At 38.0% G+C, this 17,500-nt stretch carries 19 protein-coding genes; all 19 read left to right on the top strand.

Going from position 1 to position 17,500, the window contains the following annotated elements:
• Positions 1–8: 8 nt before the first annotated feature.
• The 19 genes from O3643_RS07605 (at position 9) to nusG (ending at position 17,440) form a co-directional block, all read left to right on the top strand.
• Positions 9–1,013 carry a glycosyltransferase family A protein gene (locus O3643_RS07605; RefSeq protein ID WP_254724919.1) on the top strand — a complete coding sequence of 335 codons (1,005 nt, stop codon included), beginning with the start codon at positions 9–11 and terminating at the stop codon, positions 1,011–1,013.
• A gap of 1 nt (position 1,014) precedes the next feature.
• Entirely contained in the window at positions 1,015–1,968 is a 954-nt protein-coding gene (locus O3643_RS07600; protein ID WP_254724920.1) for a glycosyltransferase family 2 protein, read from the top strand.
• Positions 1,969–2,122: 154 nt separating this feature from the next.
• Positions 2,123–3,538, top strand: a complete 1,416-nt coding sequence (locus O3643_RS07595) for a flippase (protein ID WP_371500950.1) — start codon at positions 2,123–2,125, stop codon at positions 3,536–3,538.
• A 1-nt stretch (position 3,539) separates the two neighbouring features.
• A complete protein-coding gene (locus O3643_RS07590) occupies positions 3,540–4,538 on the top strand; it encodes an acyltransferase (protein WP_371500948.1) in 999 nt (332 codons plus the stop codon).
• Between the two features lie 13 nt (positions 4,539–4,551).
• Positions 4,552–5,649 (top strand): UDP-galactopyranose mutase, encoded by a 1,098-nt coding sequence (glf, locus tag O3643_RS07585; RefSeq protein ID WP_371500946.1) that lies wholly within the window; start codon positions 4,552–4,554, stop codon positions 5,647–5,649.
• A gap of 411 nt (positions 5,650–6,060) precedes the next feature.
• Entirely contained in the window at positions 6,061–7,428 is a 1,368-nt protein-coding gene (gene ftsA, locus O3643_RS07580; RefSeq protein ID WP_070679027.1) for a cell division protein FtsA, read from the top strand.
• A 16-nt stretch (positions 7,429–7,444) separates the two neighbouring features.
• Complete coding sequence (gene ftsZ / locus O3643_RS07575) at positions 7,445–8,698, top strand: cell division protein FtsZ (protein WP_371500943.1); 1,254 nt, start codon at positions 7,445–7,447, stop codon at positions 8,696–8,698.
• 5 nt (positions 8,699–8,703) lie between these two features.
• A complete protein-coding gene (locus O3643_RS07570) occupies positions 8,704–9,375 on the top strand; it encodes a YggS family pyridoxal phosphate-dependent enzyme (protein WP_371500941.1) in 672 nt (223 codons plus the stop codon).
• A 9-nt stretch (positions 9,376–9,384) separates the two neighbouring features.
• On the top strand, positions 9,385–9,921 hold the full coding sequence (locus O3643_RS07565; protein ID WP_371500939.1) for a cell division protein SepF: 537 nt from the start codon (positions 9,385–9,387) through the stop codon (positions 9,919–9,921).
• A complete protein-coding gene (locus O3643_RS07560) occupies positions 9,921–10,181 on the top strand; it encodes a YggT family protein (RefSeq protein WP_371500937.1) in 261 nt (86 codons plus the stop codon). Before O3643_RS07565 ends, O3643_RS07560 begins: the two co-directional genes overlap by 1 nt.
• Complete coding sequence (locus O3643_RS07555; RefSeq protein ID WP_371500935.1) at positions 10,178–10,963, top strand: RNA-binding protein; 786 nt, start codon at positions 10,178–10,180, stop codon at positions 10,961–10,963. Before O3643_RS07560 ends, O3643_RS07555 begins: the two co-directional genes overlap by 4 nt.
• Positions 10,964–10,970: 7 nt before the next feature.
• On the top strand, positions 10,971–11,225 hold the full coding sequence (locus O3643_RS07550; RefSeq protein ID WP_006152946.1) for a DivIVA domain-containing protein: 255 nt from the start codon (positions 10,971–10,973) through the stop codon (positions 11,223–11,225).
• 16 nt (positions 11,226–11,241) lie between these two features.
• A complete protein-coding gene (locus O3643_RS07545) occupies positions 11,242–12,054 on the top strand; it encodes a DivIVA domain-containing protein (RefSeq protein ID WP_371500932.1) in 813 nt (270 codons plus the stop codon).
• Positions 12,055–12,309: 255 nt separating this feature from the next.
• Complete coding sequence (gene ileS / locus O3643_RS07540) at positions 12,310–15,102, top strand: isoleucine--tRNA ligase (protein ID WP_371500930.1); 2,793 nt, start codon at positions 12,310–12,312, stop codon at positions 15,100–15,102.
• 99 nt (positions 15,103–15,201) lie between these two features.
• The gene (locus tag O3643_RS07535) at positions 15,202–15,570 is read left to right on the top strand and encodes a hypothetical protein (RefSeq protein ID WP_004254107.1); all 369 of its coding nucleotides are present in this window, start codon (positions 15,202–15,204) and stop codon (positions 15,568–15,570) included.
• Positions 15,571–15,702: 132 nt separating this feature from the next.
• Positions 15,703–16,395, top strand: a complete 693-nt coding sequence (locus tag O3643_RS07530) for a phosphoglycerate mutase (protein WP_070458655.1) — start codon at positions 15,703–15,705, stop codon at positions 16,393–16,395.
• 120 nt (positions 16,396–16,515) lie between these two features.
• The gene (gene rpmG / locus O3643_RS07525) at positions 16,516–16,668 is read left to right on the top strand and encodes a 50S ribosomal protein L33 (RefSeq protein ID WP_001809375.1); all 153 of its coding nucleotides are present in this window, start codon (positions 16,516–16,518) and stop codon (positions 16,666–16,668) included.
• Positions 16,669–16,677: 9 nt separating this feature from the next.
• A complete protein-coding gene (secE, locus tag O3643_RS07520) occupies positions 16,678–16,854 on the top strand; it encodes a preprotein translocase subunit SecE (protein WP_004254104.1) in 177 nt (58 codons plus the stop codon).
• Positions 16,855–16,903: 49 nt separating this feature from the next.
• A complete protein-coding gene (nusG, locus tag O3643_RS07515; RefSeq protein ID WP_004254102.1) occupies positions 16,904–17,440 on the top strand; it encodes a transcription termination/antitermination protein NusG in 537 nt (178 codons plus the stop codon).
• Positions 17,441–17,500: the final 60 nt, after the last annotated feature.

The raw sequence follows: 17,500 nt of genomic DNA, 5'->3' as shown, positions 1-17,500 counted from the left end.
GAGATAAGATGAAGGATTGTTTGTTAACAATTGTAATGCCTAGTTATAATATTCAGGACTACGTTTCAAAAGGGCTGGAGTCTTTCCAACAAGTGCAATCAGATTATAAAAATAAATTTGAAGTACTGGTTGTTAACGATGGAAGTACAGACGATACTGCTAAAGTAGCAGAAGAAATATTAGCCCAAGATTCGTTGCTGGATGGCCGTGTAATTACAAAAGAAAACGGTGGTCATGGTTCAACTATCAATCGCGGTATTCAAGAAGCAAAGGGAAAATTTTTTAAAGTAATTGATGGGGATGACTGGGTTATTCCATCAGAATTTGAAAAGTTTTTAGATACTCTTGAAACTGTTGATGTGGATATGGTGATTACAGACTTTACAGAGCAACATGTCTACAATAATACTACAGTACGAAATGACTTCGTAGACAAGTATGAAATTGGCAAAAAATACATGGGAATTCCGGATGTTCGCATCCCGATGCACTCGGTTACTTATAAGACATCAATCTTGTCGGAAAACAAGATTCGTTTAAGTGAAAAAACATTTTATGTTGATATTCAATACACACTTTTTCCTTTGGAGTATGTTCATAGTTTCAGTTATTGGAATTATGATATTTATCAATACTACATAGGTAGACCAGAGCAAAGTATGAATATCGAGAGTATGAAGCGTAATGTTCGTCACCATTTGACTGTTACAAATTCAGTTCTAGATTATTTTACAAAAATTGAAAGTGACCCCGTTTTAAACCGAGTAGTTTCTGAAACCTTAGATTATCTCATCAGTTTGCAGGTTGATTTGTCTTGGATGGTTAATGATTCCGAAGCACTCTTGAAAGAACTATATAGCAAAATTGAGAAAAGTGCATATGACTATATTCCTAGGAAAAAGTTTGACAGATTGTCTTATTTGAACTATAAGACCAAGTTTGCAATTGCCTTAATACTTAATCCAATTTTGAAGAAATACTCTAAAAAGAAAGAAAAAGAGAGAGGGGTTTAGGATGTTTATTAGCATCGTTGTTCCGGTATATAACATTGCCGACTATTTGCACTATGCGATAGATAGCCTGCTGAAACAAACCTATCAAAATTTTGAAGTGATCCTCGTCAATGACGGTTCAACAGATGATTCTCCTCGATTGTGTGAAGATTACGCCCGAGAATATGAAAATATCCATGTTTTTCATAAGGAAAATGGAGGCTTATCTGATGCGCGTAACTTTGGAGTTACAAAAGCCAACTCAGATTGGATTTTCTTTTTAGATCCAGATGATTACCTTGAAGACTACACGCTTGAATTAATAGTAAAAATACAAGAAATACATCAAGCAGACTTGATTTCAACAAAGGTCAAAGCAACTTCAAAGTATGATGATTATAGTTCTTATCATCTTAAACAGTCAGACTATGAAAGCTTGAGTGTGGTTACAAAGGAGAAGGCCTTGGAACTAATGTTGGACGACAAAGTTGCAACGGTTTCTGCCTGTGCTAAGCTTTATAAAAAAAGCATATTGGAACGCGTCCCTTTTCCAGTTGGGAAAATCTATGAGGATTTTTATGTTGTAGGAGAACACCTTGCCTTGGCTGAAAGAATCGTGATAAGCCCGCTTGAAACCTACAATTACTATCGTAGAGAAGGAAGTATAGTTCGTTCAACATTTACTGAAAAAAGATATGATTTCTTTAAAGCTGTTGCAAAAAATGAGGAAGTTGTTAAAAGAGAGTACATTCAGAGCCCAGAATTAAAGCAAGCTTTGCAAGCTAAAAAATTATTAGGTGGCTTTGTAGTGATTGGTGCAAAAGCTGACTCAGGCTTAAAAGATTTTTCAAAAGATAAAGAGTTGTTGAAAGTCGAAATGAGTGAGTTGCTAAAAAATAGTAAGCTATCATGGAAAGTAAAACTAAAATACCTTGTTTTTATGTTTAGCCCTAAATTGTATTTGTTGCTACGATAGTATCGTGCATAAAACCAATTTAATTTGCAACAAATATCAAAAAATTGTAGGAAAGAGGAAGTATGATAGAAGCTTTTAGAATAATTGCCCATTATAAGTCTGTTCGGTCACAATTTCTAATTTCACGGATTGATTATAAATAGGACGGATTGACATGAAAGTATTAAAAAACTACGCCTACAATCTTTCTTATCAATTGTTGGTGATTATACTCCCGATTATTACGACTCCCTATGTGACACGGGTCTTTTCTTCGGATGATTTAGGAACTTATGGTTATTTTAATTCCATTGTCACCTACTTTATTCTATTAGCGACACTAGGAGTTGCTAACTATGGAACAAAGGTCATTTCAGGGCATCGCAAGGAAATCGAAAAAAACTTTTGGGGAATCTACTCCCTGCAATTAGGTGCAACTTTTCTTTCTCTAACCTTGTATGGCCTTCTTTGTATGGCTCTTCCCTTTATGCAAAATCCGGTAGCCTACATTCTAGGCTTGAGTTTAGTTTCTAAAGGTTTAGACATCTCTTGGCTCTTTCAAGGGTTGGAGGATTTTCGAAAGATTACTGTTCGAAACATCACGGTTAAAATCGTTGGAGTTACCTCTATCTTTCTCTTTGTCAAATCTGCAAACGACCTATATCTCTATGTTTTTTTACTAACCATATTTGAGCTTTTGGGGCAACTAAGTATGTGGTTGCCTGCTCGAGAGTTTATCGGTAGACCTCATTTTGACATAGAATATGCTAGGCATCATTTGAAACCCGTCATCTTATTGTTCCTTCCACAAGTGGCGATTTCCTTGTATGTAACGCTAGATCGTACCATGCTTGGAGCCTTAGCCTCTACAAAGGATGTAGGGATTTATGACCAGGCTCTAAAGTTGGTAAATATCCTTCTGACCTTGGTAACTTCCTTGGGGAGTGTTATGCTACCTCGTGTTGCGCATTTATTAGCCACAGGTGATCATAAGGCGGTCAATAAGATGCATGAGATGTCCTTCCTCATTTATAATTTAGTCATTTTTCCAATGATGGCAGGGATCTTGATTGTCAATGATGATTTTGTTCAATTTTTCCTTGGTCAAGATTTTCAGGATGCACGCTATGCAATTGCCATTATGATCTTCCGTATGTTCTTCATCGGTTGGACCAATATTATGGGAATTCAGATATTGATTCCTCATAACCGAAATAAAGAATTCATGATTTCAACAACGGCTCCTGCAATTATCAGTGTAGGATTAAACTTATTATTCCTTCCTAAACTTGGTTATATCGGAGCAGCCATTGTTTCTGTCTTAACAGAGGCGCTAGTGTGGGCGATTCAATTGTACTTTACCCGCAGATACCTAAAAGAAGTTCCTATTATTGGATCTATGACAAAAATTATTCTAGCATCAGCTATCATGTATGGCATTTTGCTAGGTTCAAAAACAGTTATACATTTTTCGCCAACCCTAAATGTTCTAGTTTTTGCAGTGCTTGGCGGAATCATTTATCTTTTTGCAATTCTATCTCTGAAAGTGGTAGATGTAAAAGAATTAAAACAAATCATTGGGAAAAAATAGAATGCATAAAACTCGGAATATTAATTTAGATTTAATAAAAGTGCTTGCATGTATTGGAGTTGTTCTACTTCATACAACGATGGTTGGATTTAAAGAAACAGGTTCTTGGGATCTTTTGGCGTATTTATATTACTTAGGTACCTACTCTATTCCCCTATTTTTTATGGTCAATGGTTATTTATTGTTAGGAAAGAAGGAGATAACTTATCCCTACGTACTTCAGAAAGTCAAATGGATTTTAACAATAGTATCATTATGGACCATTATCGTTTGGCTCTTTAAAAGAGACTTTACAGTTAATCCAATTAAAAAAATTATAGGTTCTCTGTTACAAAAAGGGTATTTCTCTCAGTTTTGGTTTTTTGGTGCACTAATACTTATCTATTTGTGTTTGCCAATTTTAAGAAAATTTCTAAATTCAAAAAGAAGCTATCTATATATACTATCTTCATTGGTTACTATTGGTTTGGTCTTTGAGTTGGCAAATATGGTATTTCAAATGCCCTTGCAGTCATATGTTATACAAACCTTTAGGTTATGGACGTGGTTTTTCTACTACATTTTGGGAGGTTTGATAGCACAATTTGATAAAGAGTTTATAAAAAAAGGCTTTAGGAGATGGATGAAAATAGCTGCAGTACTGTTGATGTTAATTTCCCCATTAATTCTATTTTTCTTAGCAAAGACCATTTACCATAATCTTTTTGCTGAATATTTTTATGATATTTTATTTGTAAAAATTGTCAGTTTAGGAATTTTCCTGACGGTATTAACACTCTCTTTGGAAGAAAACAAAAGTAAATGGATTGTTACACTTTCCAATCAAACAATGGGAGTTTTTATAGTACATACTTACGTTATCAAAGTGTTAGAAAAGTTACTTGGTTTTAGTTATACAGGTGCATATTTGCTTTTTCCAATACTCACTTTGTGTGTAAGTTTAATTGTTGTTAGTTTATTAATGAAAATTCCTTATTTCAATCGAATCGTCAAATTATAAAAAGGAGAATAAAATGTACGATTATCTTATCGTTGGTGCAGGTTTGTCTGGAGCAATCTTTGCACATGAAGCTACAAAACGTGGAAAAAAAGTAAAAGTGATTGACAAACGTGATCACATCGGTGGAAATATCTACTGTGAAAATGTTGAAGACATCAATGTCCACAAGTATGGTGCCCACATTTTCCATACTTCTAACAAAAAAGTGTGGGACTATGTCAACCAGTTCGCTGAATTCAATAACTATATCAACTCACCAGTGGCTAACTACAAGGGCAACCTCTACAATCTTCCTTTTAACATGAATACCTTCTACGCTATGTGGGGAACTAAGACACCACAAGAAGTTAAGGACAAGATTGCAGAGCAAACGGCTGATATGAAAGATATTGAGCCTAAGAACTTGGAAGAACAAGCGATCAAGTTGATTGGTCCGGATATCTATGAAAAATTGATCAAGGGCTATACAGAAAAACAATGGGGACGTTCTGCAACAGACCTTCCTCCGTTTATCATCAAGCGCCTTCCAGTGCGTTTGACTTTTGATAACAACTACTTTAATGACCGTTACCAAGGAATTCCAATTGGTGGATACAACGTCATCATCGAAAACATGTTAGGCGATGTAGAAGTAGAACTTGGGGTTGATTTCTTTGCCAATCGTGAAGAACTGGAAAAAACAGCTGAGAAAGTTGTCTTTACAGGGATGATTGACCAGTACTTTGACTACAAGCATGGAGAGTTGGAATACCGTAGTCTTCGTTTTGAACACGAAATCTTGGATGAAGAAAATCATCAAGGGAATGCTGTGGTCAACTATACAGAGCGTGAGATTCCTTATACTCGTATCATCGAGCACAAGCATTTCGAGTATGGTACTCAACCGAAGACGGTTATCACTCGTGAGTACCCTGCTGATTGGAAACGTGGAGACGAACCATATTACCCAATCAACGATGAAAAGAACAACGCTATGTTTGCCAAGTACCAAGAAGAAGCAGCCAAAAATGACAAGGTCATCTTCTGTGGCCGCCTAGCAGACTATAAATACTACGACATGCATGTGGTCATTGAGCGTGCTCTTGAGGTAGTAGAGAAAGAATTTTCATAAAAAGAAGCTAGTTTCTAGCTTCTTTTTTCTTTTTTAGGAAGATAAAAATGAACGATAATATCATGCAAAAAGGGGAGCGTATAGCCTAGTGTATTTTGATATCACCCTTGCCTTGAAAATGAATAGGAAAATAATTGCAAATGGATATATCAGTTTTGGAAAATATAGGAATTTTCATAGCCATTTTTCAGTTTTTCTGACTCTTTTACACTGTTTTTCATAGAAAAAATAAAAAAGAGGGACTTGTAATGGAATATTAAAATAAATTTAATGAAAAACCTTCGATAAAATCACAAAAAATTAGGCACGAATCGGATTTTTGTGATATAATATTCTGTGAATAGCTATGCCTTCTTGTAGCTGTTAAAAAATCAAAGTGTGAAACTTGGAAGATAGAGAGGACGCAATGTAATGACTAGAAATGGTTTCTTTACAGGCTTAGATATTGGAACAAGCTCAATTAAAGTGTTAGTTGCTGAGCTTGTAGATGGTGAAGTAAATGTAATCGGTGTTAGTAACGCCAAAAGTAAAGGTGTCAAGGATGGGATTATCGTTGACATCGAAGCCGCAGCAACGGCTATCAAATCTGCTATTTCTCAAGCAGAAGAAAAAGCAGGGATTTCAATCAAATCAGTAAACGTTGGACTTCCAGCAAACTTGTTGCAAGTGGAACCAACTCAAGGAATGATTCCTGTAACATCAGATACAAAAGAAATTACAGATCAAGATGTTGAGAATGTTGTCAAATCAGCTTTGACTAAGAGCATGACACCTGATCGAGAAGTGATTACGTTTGTGCCAGAAGAATTTGTAGTAGACGGTTTCCAAGGTATTCGTGACCCTCGTGGTATGATGGGTGTTCGTTTGGAAATGCGTGGACTTCTCTATACAGGTCCAAGAACCATTCTTCACAACCTTCGTAAAACTGTAGAACGTGTTGGAGTTCAAGTCGATAACGTGATTATTTCACCACTTGCAATTGTAAACTCTGTTCTTAACGAAGGCGAACGTGAGTTTGGAGCGACTGTTATCGATATGGGTGGTGGTCAAACAAGTGTTGCTACTATCCGTAATCAAGAACTTCAATACACAAATGTTTACCAAGAAGGTGGCGATTACGTCACAAAAGACATTTCAAAAGTTCTTAAAACTTCTAAGAAGATTGCAGAAGGTTTGAAGCTTAACTACGGTGAAGCTTATCCGCAACTTGCAAGCAAAGAAACTTTCCAAGTTGAAGTGATTGGTGAAGTAGAACCTGTAGAAGTTACAGAAGAATACTTAGCTCAAATTATTTCAGCTAGATTGAAACACATCTTTGAACAAATCAAACAAGATTTGGAAAGAAGACATTTGTTGGACTTGCCAGGTGGTATTGCTCTGATTGGTGGGAATGCTATTCTACCAGGTATCGTTGAGCTTGCCCAAGAAGTACTTGGAGTTCGTGTGAAACTTTATGTTCCAAACCAAGTAGGTATCCGCAATCCTGCATTTGCTCATGTGATTAGTTTGTCAGAATTTGCTGGAAGTCTTACAGAAGTGAATGTTTTGGCTCAAAGAGCTATCAGAGGAGATCAAGTTCTACGTCAACAACCAATTGATTTCAGAACTTCAAGTCAGGAAAAACCTGCAGCTTCTCAACGTTCAGTGTTTGGTACAACTTCAACTGAATCAGCAGAACCAACTTATACTGCTGAATCAGCAACTCCAAATCAATCAGAAGAAAAACCAAAATTGACTGACCGATTCCGTAGCTTAATCGGAAGCATGTTTGATGAATAGGATAGAGGAATAAAATATGACATTTTCATTTGATACAGCAGCAGCACAAGGTGCAGTAATTAAAGTAATTGGTGTCGGTGGTGGTGGTGGAAACGCCATTAACCGCATGGTTGACGAAGGCGTTTCAGGTGTTGAGTTCATCGCAGCCAACACAGATGTACAAGCCTTGAGCAGTACAAAAGCTGAAACAGTTATCCAACTTGGTCCAAAATTAACTCGCGGACTGGGTGCTGGAGGACAGCCTGAAGTTGGTCGTAAGGCTGCTGAAGAAAGCGAAGAAGCAATTACTGAAGCTATCAGTGGTGCAGATATGGTCTTCATCACTGCTGGTATGGGTGGTGGTTCTGGTACAGGTGCTGCACCAGTTATCGCTCGTATCGCTAAAGGTTTAGGTGCTTTGACTGTTGGTGTTGTGACACGTCCATTTGGTTTCGAAGGAAGCAAACGTGGTCAATTCGCAGTCCAAGGGATCAACGAACTTCGTGAACATGTTGATACTCTCTTGATTATCTCAAACAACAACTTATTAGAAATTGTTGACAAGAAAACTCCACTTCTTGAAGCTTTGTCTGAAGCAGATAACGTTCTTCGTCAAGGTGTTCAAGGGATTACAGATTTGATTACAAATCCTGGTTTGATCAACTTGGACTTCGCAGACGTGAAGACTGTAATGGCAAACAAAGGAAATGCCCTTATGGGTATCGGTATCGGTAGCGGAGAAGAGCGTGTTATCGAAGCGGCTCGTAAAGCTATCTACTCACCACTTCTTGAAACAACTATTGATGGAGCAGAAGATGTTATCGTTAACGTAACTGGTGGTTTGGATATGACCTTGATTGAAGCGGAAGAAGCTTCTGAAATCGTCAATCAAGCTGCTGGACATGGCGTAAATATCTGGCTCGGTACTTCTATTGATGAAACAATGAAAGATGAAATCCGTGTAACTGTTGTTGCAACTGGAGTTCGTCAAGATGCAGTCGAAAAAGTTGTAGCGCCACAACCAAGACAAGCGTCATTCCGTGAACCAGTAAAAACTGGACATACACACACTTATGACCGTCATTTTGATTTGGCAGAAACAGCTGAACTTCCAACTCCTTCACAACGTCACACGGAAGCGCCTAAAGCATCAGCTTTTGGTGACTGGGACTTGAGACGTGATTCAATTGTTCGTCAAGGTGAATCAGTCGTATCTCCAGTTGAGCGTTTTGAAGCACCAGCTTCTGATGAAGACGAGTTGGAAACACCACCATTCTTTAAAAACCGTTAATAGAGATGGATTTAAAAGAAAATACAAATCAGGTATTTCAACAGGTTACAAAAGCAATTCAAGAAACCGGCCGTGAAGACGGTTCGGTTTCTGTAATTGCCGTAACAAAATATGTTGATATTGCAACTGCAGCAAATTTGATTGACCAAGGAGTCAAACACATCGGTGAAAACCGTGTCGACAAATTTCTTGAAAAGTATCATGCCTTAAGTGATAAAGATGTTACTTGGCACTTGATTGGTAGCTTACAAAGAAGAAAAGTCAAGGATGTTATTCCTCATGTTGATTATTTTCACGCTTTAGATTCTTTGAAATTAGCCCAAGAGATTCAAAAACGTGCCGATCGAACAGTTAAATGTTTTTTGCAGGTCAATATTTCTGGAGAGGAAAGCAAGCATGGTTTTTCAAAAGAAGAACTATTGACAGTCTTGCCAGATTTGTCTAGCTTGGATCAAATTGAGTATGTTGGTCTCATGACCATGGCTCCCTTTGAGGCCCAAACAGAAGAGTTGCAAAAAATCTTTAAAGAAACGCAAGAGTTGCAACAATACATTCGTGAACAACAATTCCCCAATATGCCAATGACAGAACTAAGTATGGGAATGAGTCGTGACTACAAAGAAGCGATTCAGTGTGGCTCAACTTTTGTTCGAATTGGTACAGCATTTTTTAAATAGGAAATAATCATGTCATTAAAAGATAAATTTGATAAATTTATAGATTACTTTACAGAAGATGGAGATGAAGTTGTAGCTGCACAACCTGAACGTTCACTAGCTTCGGTTCCTCAAAAAAGAGAATTGCCACAGCAAGCTGTTGCTCAAGAATCTTCTTCAGTCGAAGCAAAAGAGAAAAATATTACAAAACTTCATGCGCGTCAGCAACAACTAGCAATTGAAAGCCATCGCTCTACTGAAAAAGTAACCATCGATGTTCGTTACCCACGCCGTTACGAAGATGCAACAGATATTGTTGATTTGTTGGCTGGAAATGAAAGTATCTTGATTGACTTCCAATATATGACAGAAGTTCAAGCTCGTCGTTGTTTGGATTACTTGGATGGAGCACGTCATGTCCTTGCTGGTGAGTTAAGAAAAGTAGCGAACACAATGTATCTTTTGACACCTGTTGGTGTAGTTGTAAACATTGAAGATATTCGTTTACCTGAAGAAGCTCAAAGCGAAGAATACGACTTTGACATGAAGAGAAATAGAGTACGTTAATGTTTCTAATAATTCGTTTTATCCAAAATGCTACAGATATCTATTCACTGATACTTGTAGCTTTTGCTCTATTATCATGGTTTCCAAATGCCTATAACACCCAGTTGGGGAAATTTTTAGAGACTTTGTGTAAACCAATTCTTGAACCTCTAAGACGTCTACCTCTTCAAATCGCAGGTTTGGATTTCTCTGTTTGGATAGCCCTAATTCTCTTACGCATGATTAGCCGCTATCTCATCAATTTGCTGGTCGTATTATGAGCAAGGAACTTTACCAACATTTCGCAACGGAGGATATTCCATTCATCGATAAGGGCTTGGAATGGTTGAGTCAAGTCGAGGAGCACTATGCACCGATTTTATCTCCTTTTATAAATCCTCACCAAGTATTTATCTTGGAAACTTTGGGAAATAATAGAGAGATAAAAGTCTTCTCTAGTACGAGTTATATCTCTTCGGAGTACGTTAGGGTTATTTTAGCGCCCGATTACTTCACGCCAGGTTTGGAAGATTTTGAAATGACCTTGCTTGAGATCGTGTATCCCAGCAAGTTTCAGCAACTGACCCATTCAAAGATATTGGGTACAGTTCTCAATCGACTAGGGATTGACCGTAAGTTATTCGGAGATATTCTGGTTACAGAAGAGAAGGCCCAAATTATTGTCGATCGAAGATTTACCACTCTTTTCCAAGATGGAATTCAAAAGATTTCCAAGTTGCCTGTAAGTTTAGTAGAACGTCCTTTTTCAGATATGATAGAATCCAAAGATGACTATCAAGAAAAAGAAGTCTTGGTTTCAAGTCTTCGTCTGGATACCTTCTTATCTAGCATATTGAAATTATCTCGTTCCCAAACTTCAGCTCTGGTTGAAAAAAAGTTGGTTCAAGTCAACTATCATATAGTTGAAAAGTCGGACTATCCGGTAAAAATTGGTGATTTAATCAGCGTCAGACGCTTTGGTCGAATTATCTTACTCAAAGAAAATGGTCAAACCAAGAAGGATAAGAAAAAATTAACAGTCCAGCTACTATTAAGCAAGTGAGAAAAATATGTCAATTACACCACAAGAAATTAGTGATAAAGCTTTCTCAAGATCATTCAGAGGCTACAATCAGGAAGAAGTTGATTTATTTCTAGATAAGATTTATTTTGAATTAGAGGAATTAATCCGAAACAAAGAGGAAACTGAACTCTACATCAAAAAACTAGAAGAACGTCTTTCCGACTATACGACTGATATTCCTAAGAGAACAGTAACAAACGAGCAAGAACCAGAAGCAATTAATGATTCTATTTTTTATTAAATAAGTGAGGAAAAATATGCCAATTACATCGTTAGAAATTAAGGATAAAACCTTTGGTGTTCAGTTTAGAGGTTTTAACCGTGAAGAAGTTGATGAATTTTTAGATATTGTTGTTCGTGACTATGAAGACTTAGTTCGTAGTAATCATGAAAAAGATCAGCACATTAAAAATTTAGAAGACCGTCTATCTTATTTTGATGAAATCAAAGATTCATTGAGTCAGTCAGTATTGATTGCTCAAGATACAGCTGAACGTGTGAAACAAGCTGCGAATGACCGTTCTAACAACATCATTAAGCAGGCTGAGCAAGATGCTCAACGCTTGCTTGATGAAGCAAAATACAAAGCCAATGAAATTTTGCGACAAGCAACAGATAATGCTAAAAAAGTTGCTGTAGAAACTGAAGAGTTGAAGAACAAGAGTCGCGTCTTCCACCAACGTTTGAAATCAACAATCGAAAGTCAGTTGGCTATTGTTGATTCATCAGATTGGGAAGAAATTTTGCGTCCTACTGCAACTTATCTTCAAACGAGCGACGAAGCATTCAAGGAAGTCGTCCAAGAGGTTCTAGGTGAAGATGTATCTTCATATCATGATGAAGAACCGATTGACATGACTCGTCAATTTTCTCCAGAAGAAGTTGCAGAACTTCAAGCGCGTATTGAAGCAGCTAACAAAGAATTGTTAGAGGCTGAACAAGCTACTGAAGAGTCAACTGAAACTGAAGTTGAAGTTCAGCCAGTTGCTGAAACTCCTGTTGAGCCAGTACATGAGGAAGGACCTCAAGATGATGCTGACACTCAACAAGAATCAGTTCTAATTTTATAAGAATCTCATTAGAGAACAAGAATTTATCAATCACATTTCTAGCGAGTAGGAGATGGTGGAAGTCCTACAATCCCTGTTGGTAAATTTATCCTCTCTTAGTATCAAATCTGAAAATAGTAAGATTTGACGTTGCCCACGTTACGGGAAAAGAGGGAAAGAGGCTAGGTCTTTTTCCGAACAAAGGTGGTACCACGATTTTCGTCCTTTTTGCGAGTCGTGGTTTTTATATTGTCAATTTACATTAAAGGAGTACTAATGAAACTTAAAGAAACCCTCAATCTTGGGAAAACAGAATTTCCAATGCGTGCCGGTCTTCCGACCAAAGAGCCAGTTTGGCAAAAGGAATGGGATGAAGCTAAACTTTATCAACGTCGTCAAGAGTTAAATGAAGGAAAACCACATTTCACGCTTCATGATGGCCCTCCGTATGCCAACGGGAACATCCACGTAGGACATGCCATGAACAAGATTTCTAAAGATATCATTGTTCGTTCTAAGTCTATGTCAGGATTTTATGCACCTTACATCCCAGGTTGGGATACTCATGGTTTGCCAATCGAGCAAGTTTTGGCAAAACAAGGTGTTAAACGCAAAGAGATGGACTTGGTTGAGTACTTGAAACTTTGCCGTGAATACGCTCTGTCTCAAGTAGATAAACAACGCGAAGACTTTAAACGTTTGGGTGTTTCTGGTGACTGGGAAAATCCATATGTAACACTAACTCCTGACTATGAAGCAGCGCAAATCCGTGTCTTCGGTGAAATGGCTAATAAAGGCTATATTTACCGTGGAGCCAAGCCTGTTTACTGGTCTTGGTCATCTGAGTCAGCCCTTGCTGAAGCGGAAATTGAATACCACGACTTGGTTTCAACATCACTTTACTATGCCAACAAAGTCAAAGATGGCAAAGGTGTTCTAGATACAGATACTTACATCGTCGTTTGGACAACAACTCCATTCACCATCACGGCTTCTCGTGGTTTGACTGTTGGTGCGGATATTGATTACGTCTTGGTGCAACCAGCTGGCGAATCTCGTAAGTTTGTGGTTGCTTCAGAATTGTTGAACAGTTTGTCTGAGAAATTCGGTTGGGCAGATGTTCAAGTTTTGGCTACTTACCGTGGTTCAGAATTGAACCAAATTGTGACAGAGCACCCATGGGATACAGCAGTAGATGAACTCGTTATCCTTGGTGACCACGTTACAACTGATTCTGGTACTGGTATCGTCCATACAGCTCCTGGTTTTGGTGAGGATGACTACAATGTCGGTGTTGCCAATGGGCTTGAAGTTGCTGTGACTGTTAACGAACGCGGGATCATGATGGCCAATGCAGGTGCAGAGTTCGAAGGTCAATTCTACGACAAGGTTGTGCCAACGGTTACTGAAAAACTTGGTGATTTACTTCTTGCTCAAGAAGAAATCTCTCACTCTTACCCATTTGACTGGCGTACTAAAAAACCAATTATCTGGCGTGCAGTGCCTCAATGGTTTGCTTCTGTATCTAAATTCCGCCAAGAAATCTTGGACGAAATTGAAAAAGTGAAGTTCCACTCAGAGTGGGGTAAGGTCCGTCTTTACAACATGATTCGTGACCGTGGTGACTGGGTTATCTCTCGTCAACGTGCTTGGGGAGTTCCTCTTCCAATCTTCTACGCAGAAGATGGCACACCAATCATGACAGCTGAAACCATCGAGCATGTAGCTCAACTCTTCGAAGAACATGGTTCAATCATCTGGTGGGAACGTGATGCCAAAGACCTCTTGCCAGAAGGATTTACCCATCCAGGTTCACCAAATGGCGAGTTCAAAAAAGAAACAGACATCATGGACGTTTGGTTTGACTCAGGTTCATCATGGAATGGTGTCGTGGTTAACCGTCCAGAACTCAAATATCCAGCAGATCTATACCTTGAAGGTTCAGACCAATACCGTGGTTGGTTCAACTCATCACTCATCACCTCTGTAGCTAACCATGGCGTTGCACCATACAAACAAATCTTGTCACAAGGTTTTGCCCTTGATGGTAAAGGTGAGAAGATGTCTAAATCACTTGGAAATACCATTGCTCCAAGCGATGTTGAAAAACAATTCGGTGCGGAAATCTTGCGTCTCTGGGTAACAAGTGTTGATTCAAGCAACGACGTACGTATCTCTATGGATATCTTGAGTCAAGTTTCTGAAACTTACCGTAAGATCCGTAACACGCTTCGTTTCTTGATTGCCAACACATCTGATTTTAACCCAGCTGAGGATGCAGTAGCTTATGAAGAACTTCGTTCTGTTGATAAGTACATGACTATCCGCTTTAACCAACTTGTTAAGACTATTCGTGACGCTTATGCAAACTTCGAATTCTTGACCATCTATAAAGCACTAGTGAACTTTATCAACGTTGATTTGTCTGCTTTCTACCTTGACTTTGCCAAAGATGTTGTCTACATCGAAGGTGCAAAATCTCTCGAACGCCGTCAGATGCAAACAGTCTTCTATGACATCCTTGTGAAAATTACCAAACTCTTGACACCAATTCTTCCACACACTGCTGAAGAAATCTGGTCATATCTCGAGTTTGAAACAGAAGACTTTGTTCAATTATCAGAATTACCTGAAGCACAAACATTTGCCAACCAAGAGGAAATCTTGGATACATGGTCAGCCTTTATGGACTTCCGTGGACAAGCTCAAAAGGCTTTGGAAGAAGCACGTAATGAAAAAGTGATTGGTAAATCTCTTGAAGCTCATTTGACAGTTTATCCTAATGAAGTAGTGAAGACTCTTCTTGGAGCTGTTGATAGCAATGTAGCCCAACTCTTGATCGTCTCTAAATTGACCATCGCTGAAGGTCCAGCTCCAGAAGGTGCAGTTAACTTTGAAGATGTGGCCTTCACGGTTGAGCGTGCGGCTGGTGAAGTTTGTGATCGTTGCCGTCGTATCGATCCAAGTACAGCAGAACGTAGCTACCATGCAACTATCTGCGATCACTGTGCAAGCATCGTTGAAGAAAACTTTGCGGATGCAGTAGCAGAAGGATTTGAAGCTAAATAATCTAACAAAAATACAGGGTCTTCCTGTATTTTTTTAAAAAATAAAAACTTTATTAAAAATATGGTATAATATACCTTATTAAAATAAAAGGAGATATTTATGAAGACAAAAACACTAGCACAAGTAGATGGCTTTATTGGTATTATTGCAGGAGCTATTTTAGCTTTCTTACCAATTTTTATGGTATTTCTTGCAGCCATTTCTGAAGACGAAGATGCTGCAGGGCTAATTTTGGGCATTATTTTCATTGTTTTCTCTTTAGTGAAAATTGCAACCCTCATTCTTGGAATCCTCTCACTTGTCTACTATAAGGATGACAATCGTATTTCACTAGCACCATCGATTCTATTTATCGTCGGATCTGTAGTTGCCTTGATTCCTTTCCTTGGGTGGATTGGTGGAATCGTCCTTGTCATTGGTGGAGCTTTGTACCTAGCAAGCTTGAAACAATTTAGAATTGAAGAATAAATTATTTTTTAGGGAAGAGTCCAAGAGCTCTTCTCTTTTTAATTGATTTTAACTAGCTTTTTTGTGAAAAATTGTGTAAAATAGAATAGATAAACGAGGGGAACCTCGAAAAATAAAAGGAGAATCCAACTAATGGTAAAATTGGTTTTCGCTCGCCACGGTGAGTCTGAATGGAACAAAGCTAACCTTTTCACAGGATGGGCTGACGTAGATCTTTCTGAAAAAGGTACTCAACAAGCTATCGATGCTGGTAAATTGATCAAAGAAGCTGGTATTGAATTTGACCAAGCTTACACTTCAGTATTGAAACGTGCAATCAAAACAACTAACTTGGCTCTTGAAGCATCTGACCAATTGTGGGTTCCAGTTGAAAAATCATGGCGCTTGAACGAACGTCACTACGGTGGTTTGACTGGTAAAAACAAAGCTGAGGCTGCTGAACAATTTGGTGATGAGCAAGTTCACATCTGGCGTCGTTCATACGATGTATTGCCACCAGCAATGCCTCGTGATGATGAGTACTCAGCTCATACTGACCGTCGTTACGCTTCACTTGATGACTCAGTGATTCCAGATGCTGAAAACTTGAAAGTGACTTTGGAACGTGCCCTTCCATTCTGGGAAGACAAAATCGCTCCAGCACTTAAAGATGGTAAAAACGTATTCGTAGGTGCACACGGTAACTCAATCCGCGCCCTTGTAAAACACATCAAACAATTGTCAGATGACGAAATCATGGATGTGGAAATCCCTAACTTCCCACCATTGGTATTCGAATTTGACGAAAAATTGAACGTAGTTTCTGAATACTATCTTGGTAAATAATGTAAAATAGAGTCTAGGATTATTCCTAGGCTTTTTTATTTTAAAAATAGGAAAATGCAGAGTGCAATTTAACTTGTCAAAGACAAGGATTCTTGTTATAATAGATAGGATGGAGGCGCTATGGCACTTAAAAAAGCAAGTTTAGCCTGTGCGGTTTGTGGTTCAAGAAACTACTCAATTAAAATTAGTGGGAATCCAAAACCGACTCGCTTAGAAGTAAATAAATTTTGTAAACATTGTGGTAAATACACAACACATCGAGAAACGAGATAGGAGATAAGAATGGGTTTTATAAAGGATATCTTTACACTTCTTAAAGATACAACTTGGCCAACTCGAAAACAAAGTTGGGTAGATTTCAAATCTATCATGGAATACACTGCCTTCTTTGTTGTCATCATTTATATTTTTGACCAGTTAATCGTTAGCGGATTGATCCGATTCATTAACATTTTTTAAGATAGTATAAATAGGCTGAAAGAAGTTTACCATTAAGAAAGGAAAAAAGATGGATAGTTTTGATAAAGGATGGTTTGTCCTACAAACATATTCTGGTTATGAAAATAAAGTAAAAGAAAATCTCTTGCAACGTGCACAAACATACAATATGTTGGATAATATCCTACGTGTGGAAATTCCAACTCAAACTGTGCAAGTTGAAAAAAATGGGAAGAAAAAAGAAGTTGAAGAAAATCGCTTCCCAGGATATGTCCTTGTAGAAATGGTTATGACTGATGAAGCTTGGTTTGTGGTTCGTAATACACCAAACGTTACGGGATTTGTCGGCTCACACGGGAACAGATCTAAACCAACTCCACTTTTGGAACAAGAAATCAGAGATATCTTGGTATCAATGGGACAAACGGTTCAAGAATTCGATATCAATGTTGAAGTTGGTCAAACAGTTCGAATCATTGATGGTGCCTTTGCTGATTACACAGGAAAAATTACTGAAATTGATAACAACAAAGTGAAAATGATTATTTCAATGTTTGGTAATGATACAGTAGCAGAAGTAAACTTGAATCAAATTGCTGAATTGTAATCTCAGTTACTCACCTACTTGTGAATCTAGAATTCTGTCAACTAATTTTTAAAAAAACTA

This window comes from Streptococcus sp. 20925_1_44, from assembly GCF_041432435.1.
GTDB classification, from domain to species: Bacteria; Bacillota; Bacilli; order Lactobacillales; family Streptococcaceae; genus Streptococcus; species Streptococcus infantis.
This window is presented reverse-complemented; position numbering and strand designations above follow the sequence as displayed.